The sequence below is a fragment of the Tenacibaculum sp. TC6 genome (genome assembly GCF_050606265.1).
GTDB lineage: Bacteria > Bacteroidota > Bacteroidia > Flavobacteriales > Flavobacteriaceae > Polaribacter.
On sequence record NZ_JBOCUK010000061.1, the window covers coordinates 1 to 6,635 of the forward strand.

General features: G+C 34.8%; 3 protein-coding genes. All 3 read left to right on the forward strand.

Translation table 11 applies throughout. The annotated features are described in order from the left end of the window. Positions 1-399: T9SS type A sorting domain-containing protein (locus tag ACQY1Q_RS17090; protein ID WP_431006546.1), on the forward strand; the 399-nt coding region annotated here is incomplete at its 5' end. A gap of 307 nt (positions 400-706) precedes the next feature. Continuing rightward, positions 707-3,439: a GEVED domain-containing protein gene (locus ACQY1Q_RS17095; protein WP_431006547.1), complete on the forward strand. Its 2,733-nt coding sequence runs from the start codon at positions 707-709 to the stop codon at positions 3,437-3,439. A 494-nt stretch (positions 3,440-3,933) separates the two neighbouring features. Beyond that, positions 3,934-6,635: S8 family serine peptidase (locus tag ACQY1Q_RS17100; protein WP_431006548.1), on the forward strand; the 2,702-nt coding region annotated here is incomplete at its 3' end.

A 6,635-nucleotide genomic window follows, 5' to 3' on the forward strand; every position in this document is an offset into this window, starting at 1 on the left:
TTAGGATCAACGAGAATGCGTGTATCGATGAAGTGGAATGCTACCCAAACAGCTTGTGAGTCATTCTCATACGGAGAGGTAGAAGATTATACGGTAAATATTACATCAGGTACTATAAACTATACAGCAATTACTACTGATACAGAAGCAACTACTTTAGATAATAATGGAGGAGTTGATTTAATGACTTATCCAAATCCTGCAATTAATTCGGTACAAGTAAAAGTAGGTTTCAGAACAGAAGGCTCAACTTATAAGATTGTAAACACGATAGGAAGTGTAGTTCAATCAGGAAAGTTATCGTCTACACTAGATGTGTCAGAGTTAAACTCAGGAATGTACATTTTAGAAGTTAATGATGGTCAGAAATTGCTAACAACAAAACTGATTAAAAAATAATTTACTTTTTATTTATTACGATAAAGTCCGAGAAACTCTCGGACTTTTTTTATTAAGTAATAAGTGTTTTTTAGTGTAAAATTTAATTAATTAAACAAAGTTGCTTGTTTGTTGTTTTATGTGTAATTATTGTTGTTTTTGGGTGTTTTTTATTTAAAAGTATACTATTAAATTGTGTAAAACTCTATGTTTTTAACTTTTTGTTATCAATTGTTTAAAAAAAATATATATTTGCTGCTGCTTTTATTTTAAAAATAACATAAATATAAAGCAGGAAAACAAAATGTAACTTAAAAACCCTTCAGAAATGAAACAAAAAATTACCCTTGCACTTCTGTGCTTATTAATGGGATCTGCTGCCTTTTCTCAAAAGAAAAGCAAAACAATCAAGCGTGATTGTTACACAGTGGAAGATCTACAACATAGAAAATCACAAGATCCTGGTCTTGAACAAAGAATGGCTCAAATTGAAGAATTTACTCAAAAAAGAGTAAAAGTAATGGAGTCAAGACAAAGTAGAATAAATGGAAATATTATTACAATTCCAGTAGTAGTACATGTTTTATATACTAATTCTACAAACAATATTAGTGATGCACAAATTCTTTCACAAATAGATGTTTTAAACAAAGATTTTAGAAGAACTAATACAGACAGAACAAATAAGTGGGCTCAAGCAGCTGATACTGAAATTGAATTTGCAATGGCTACCGTAGACCCTAGTGGAAATGCAACTACAGCAATTACTAGAAAACAGGTTAGTTCAGTAGATTGGGGAACAAAATACAAAGCATACAACGCTATGAAAAGTTCTTCTTCAGGAGGGGTTGATGCTTGGGATACTTCTCAGTATTTAAATATGTGGATTGTACCTAAAATGACGAATACTAGTCCACAAGGAGATAGAACTATTTTAGGATATGCTCAATTTCCAGGAGGTGCAGCATCTACTGATGGTTTAGTAATGATTCATGATGCATTTGGATCTACCGGAACTTTAAATCCAAGTTTTAATTTAGGAAGAACAACTACTCACGAAATAGGACATTTCTTTAACTTACGTCACATTTGGGGTGACGGAGGATGTGGTGTTGATGACTTTGTGTCTGATACTCCTGAGTCTGATGCTGCAAACTATGGTTGTGCTTCAGGTCATGTTTCTTGTGGATCAGAAGATATGATTCAAAATTATATGGATTATTCTGATGATGCATGTATGAACTTATTTACTTTAGGACAAAAAAATAGAATGCGTGCTGTTTTAGAGGCAGGAGGTTCTAGAAGAGCTTTAGCTTTATCTGACAAAGCAGGTGCGCCAGTAGTTTGTAATGCAACGGTTCCAACAGGAGTTTCAGTATCAGGAGTTACTTCATCAGGAGCTTCAGTATCTTGGGGTTCTGTGTCAGGAGCTACTTATGATGTAAGATATAAAGCTACATCTTCTTCTTCATGGACTACATCAGCAGTTTCAGGAACGTCAACTTCATTAAGTGGATTATCAGCTTCAACCCAATACGAAGTTCAAGTACGTAGTAAGTGTTCTTCAACAAATTCAAACTACAGTGCTTCTGTAAACTTTACTACTCCAGCGGTTACTATTTCTTATTGTACTTCTAGTGGAAATACTTCTTATGCAACAGGAATTACCAGAGTTCAATTCGGATCAATAGATAAAGTGGATGGGCCTTCAAAAGATAAAGGATATGAAAACTTTACTAATTTAAGTACTACGGTTTCTCAATCTTCTTCAACGAATCTTACAGTATCAGTAAATACTGATGGAAACTATAGAATTGATGCTTTTGCTTGGATTGACTGGAACCAAGATGGAGACTTTGCTGATAGTGGAGAGGCGTATGATTTAGGAAACATTAGTAATGTTTCTAACGGAGCTTTACCGGCAAAAGCAATTGCAGTTCCAGCCGGAGCTAAATTAGGAAGTACACGAATGAGAGTGTCTGCTAAATATAATTCTGATCCAACTTCTTGTGCGACTAATTTTGATGGAGAAGTAGAAGATTATACAGTAGTAGTGGGTACTGCGCAAGCCGATACTCAAGCTCCTACAGCACCGGTTAGTTTAACCGCTTCTAATGTATCACAAACAAGTTTAACGTTAAGCTGGACAGCATCAACAGATAATGTTGGAGTAACAGGTTATGATGTTTACAGAGGAACTACTAAAATCGGTTCAGATACAGGTTCAACATATAGTGTAACTGGTTTAACTGCAGGTACAGCTTATACATTCTCAGTAAAAGCAAAAGATGCCGCAGGTAACGTTTCTGCTTCAAGTAATACAGTAAATGTAACTACATTATTAAATTCAGTATCTTATTGTGCTTCTAAAGGAAACCGTTCTACCTATGAGTGGATTGATAATGTTGAATTAGGAGGAATGAAGAATGCTACAGGTAATGATGGAGGTTACAAAGATTACACTGCTAAAGTAGCAACAATAGCTCAAGGAAGTTCAAATCAAATGATTGTAAGTGCTGGATTTAAAGGAACAGCTTATACTGAATATTGGGCAGTATGGATTGATTTTAACCAAAATGGTACTTTTGAAAGTTCAGAAAAAGTTGTTTCAGGATCTTCATCAAGTGCAAACAACTTAACAGCTACAGTTGATGTACCTACAGGAGCAGTACTAGGTTCAACAAGAATGCGTGTATCTATGAAATATGATGCAGCTCAAACAGCTTGTGAAACTTTTGCTGACGGAGAGGTAGAAGATTATACAGTAAATATTACATCGAGTTCAGCTAAAACTACTGATATTGTTGATGCAGAAGTGTTAAGAGATGAGCAAAATGTAGGTTTAATGACTTATCCAAACCCTGCAATTACTTCAGTACAAGTAAAAGTAGGTTCTAGAGTAGAGGGTTCAACTTATAAGATTGTAAATACGATAGGAAGTGTAGTTAAATCAGGAAAGTTATCATCTACATTAGATGTGTCAGAATTAAACTCAGGAATTTATATTTTAGAGGTTAATGATGGTCAGAAATTACTAACAACAAAACTGGTTAAAAGATAGTTTTAACCAATTACATAGAAATAATTAAAGTCCCAGCATTGCTGGGGCTTTTTTGTTGCCTAAAAATTTAAAAGAAACTATGAGGTATTTTTCTTTTTTAAAGATGTACACTGTAGAAAATTTCAAATCAAACAGAAAAATCTATGATTAAAAAAAATTTGAAAACAAATAAAATAGTGTTTATATGGCTGAAAAACAGTTTTATATATTATATGGGGTAAAGGGTGCTAGTCATAAATAATCTAATTACCAAAGAGATAAATTTAACAGATAACAAAAAATTAACATAGGTTAATATTCCGTGATGTTTTCTGGGTTCTTGGCTGTTTTTTAATGAGTTAGTACTTTCTGTTTTTAAATTGTTATTTTTTTGTTAAAAAAAAAAATATATATTTGGCACTGTTTTAATCAAAATATTGAAGATTTATAACTTTTATTCATAAATCGGTGATGATTAATTAAAGCAAAAATTAAATTTTAAAACCCTTCTTATAATGAAACACAAGTACTTCAAAAGTCTTGTAGTTACTGGTGCATTTATTGGTTTTACCTTTAATGCTCAGTTACAAGCACAAAACAAAAGTGAAGTTGAGCAAATCCGTAGAGGATATAACTTAACTAAACTTGAAACTTTAAAGCAAAATCTTCAAAAAAATGCTTTAAATGAAAAACAAGAAGCTCTACGATTAGCAAAACAAAATGGTTGGCAAACAAGATTTACAACTAAAGATGGTCGTATGGTTGAACTGCAAAGAGTAGTTAATGGCAAACCAATTTATTATACAACATTTAATGTTGATGCTGCCAAATCTACAAGAACTAACCATTTACATTCAGGAGGTTCCTTAGGGTTAAACTTAATGGGACAAAACATGACAGCTCACGTTTGGGATGGAGGTTTAGCAAGAACTACGCACCAAGAGTATGATGGAGCGGGAGGAAACAACCGTTTTTCTATTGGTGATGGTACTACAGCATTACACTACCACTCGGCACATGTTACCGGTACTATTATAGCATCAGGTGTGCAAGCAAATGCTAAAGGAATGGCTCCACATGCAAAAGCAGTAGGATATGATTGGAATAACGATAAAACAGAAGCTACAAATGCTGCAGCTAATGGAATGTTAATTTCAAACCATTCATATGGGTATGCTGCAAGAAATCAATTCGGTCAAGTGCAATTACCTCAACATTACTTTGGAGGTTATATCACTGAATCTCGTGATTGGGATGAAATTATGTTCAATGCCCCTAACTACTTAATGGTTGTAGCGGCAGGAAATGATGGAACTGATGATACAGCTAACACAAATCCAACCGGAGGAAGTGGATGGGATAAATTAACAGGGCACTCTACTTCTAAAAATAACCTAGTAGTAGCAAATGCACAAGATGCTAATATAGATGCTAGTGGGAATTTAGTTTCTGTTTCAATAAACAGTTCAAGTAGTGAAGGTCCTACAGATGATTTCCGTATCAAGCCGGATATTACAGGAAACGGAACACAAGTATATTCAACTTATGAAAGTAGTGATACTGCTTATAATTCAATTACTGGTACCTCTATGGCATCACCAAACGTAGCAGGATCATTATTACTTTTACAACAACACTATAATAATACGCAAGGAGCATTCATGAAATCTGCATCGTTAAAAGGCTTAGTTTTACATACAGCTGATGATGCCGGAGCTTCAGGACCGGATGCTAAATTTGGATGGGGATTATTAAATACTAAAAGAGCAGCTGAAGCAATTTCTCAAAGAGGAAATCAAACTAAAATTGAAGAATTAACATTAACTTCAGGGCAAACCTATACAATTACTGTTGATTCAGACGGAACAAGTCCGTTATTAGCATCTATTTCTTGGACAGACAGACCAGGAACAGCTAATACTACAGTTAATTCAACAACACCAGTATTGGTAAACGATTTAGACTTAAGAGTATCAAAAAGTGGTACTACATATTTACCTTATAAGTTAACAGGACCAACTACGAGCGCAAAGCAAGATAATAATGTTGATCCATTTGAAAGAGTAGATGTTTCAGGAGCATCAGGAACCTATACAATTACAGTAACTCACAAAGGATCATTAACAGGCGGAAGTCAAAACTACACGTTAATTGTTACAGGTATTACAGGAACACCAGTTGTTTGTAATGCAACGGTTCCGACAGGAGTTTCAGTATCAGGAGTAACTTCATCAGGAGCTACCGTTTCATGGAGTTCAGTATCAGGAGCTACTTATGATGTTAGATATCGTCAAGTAGGAACCAGTACATGGACTACCAATGCTGTATCAGGAACAACAACATCATTAAGCGGTTTATCAGCATCAACTCAATACGAAGTACAAGTTCGTAGTAAATGTTCAAACGGAACTAATTCAGCGTATAGTAGCTCAGCAAGTTTTACAACACCGGCAGTAACAATTACATATTGTACTTCTAGCGGAAATACATCTTATGCAACAGGAGTTACCAGAGTTCAATTCGGATCCATAGATAAAGCGGATGGACCAGCAAAAGATAAAGGATATGAAAACTTTACTAATTTAAGTACTACGGTTTCACAATCTTCTTCAACGAATCTTACAGTATCAGTAAATACCGATGGGAATTATAGAGTTGATGCTTTTGCTTGGATTGATTGGAACCAGGATGGAGATTTTGCTGATAGCGGAGAGGCTTATGATTTAGGAAACATTAGTAATGTTTCTAACGGAGCTTTACCGGCAAAAGCAATTACAGTTCCAGCCGGAGCTAAATTAGGAAGTACACGAATGAGAGTAGCTGCTAAATATAATTCAGATCCAACTTCTTGTGCGACTAATTTTGATGGAGAAGTAGAAGATTATACAGTAGTAGTAGGTGCTGCGCAAGCCGATACTCAAGCTCCTACAGCACCGGGTAGTTTAACCGCTTCTAATGTATCACAAACAAGTTTAACGTTAAGCTGGACAGCATCAACAGACAATGTTGGAGTAACAGGTTATGATGTTTATCAAGGATCAACAAAAATAAGTACAGTAACAGGAACTACATCTAATGTAAGCGGCTTAACAGCGAATACTACATATAGTTTCTCAGTAAAGGCAAAAGATGCAGCCGGAAATGAGTCAGGCTCAAGTAATGTAGTAAGTGTAACCACGTTAAGCAATAGTGTAACATATTGTGCTTCAAAAGGAAA